Origin of the sequence: Acinetobacter sp. TYF_19 (assembly GCF_043105125.1) — a bacterium.
Classification (GTDB): domain Bacteria; phylum Pseudomonadota; class Gammaproteobacteria; order Pseudomonadales; family Moraxellaceae; genus Acinetobacter; species Acinetobacter johnsonii.
The window spans coordinates 1-338 of the sequence record NZ_JBICLH010000047.1; the positions used below are offsets into that span (position 1 = coordinate 1).

Consider the following 338-nt stretch of genomic DNA (forward strand, 5'->3'; position numbering starts at 1 on the left):
CTTTTGAAGGGATTAAGCTCACTAAAACTGGTGGTCAACACGGTACTGATGCCATGTACCGTATTCCTAAGCTTAAAGCTGGATTAGGCGAAGCAATGGGTGTGGTATTTGAAGCTGCGGGCCATGAAATGGTTTATGTAGCTGGTGATACCATCTGGCGTTCTGAAGTTGATCAAGCGATTCAAACATTTAAACCTGATGTGATTGTATTGAATACAGGTAACGCCTTGGTTAATGGCTTTAAAGAATCCATTATTATGGGTAAAGAAGATACTTATCGCGCAACTCAGAAAGCACCAAATGCCAAAGTTATTGCTGTTCACATGGATGCCATTAAC

The 338-nt window shown here is 41.1% G+C and carries 1 protein-coding gene; it reads left to right on the forward strand.

Annotation, left to right across the window (positions count from 1 at the left end; all coding sequences use genetic code 11):
- Positions 1–338 (forward strand): MBL fold metallo-hydrolase (locus tag ACF8FD_RS05915; protein ID WP_392453276.1); only part of this gene is annotated, 338 nt, incomplete at both ends.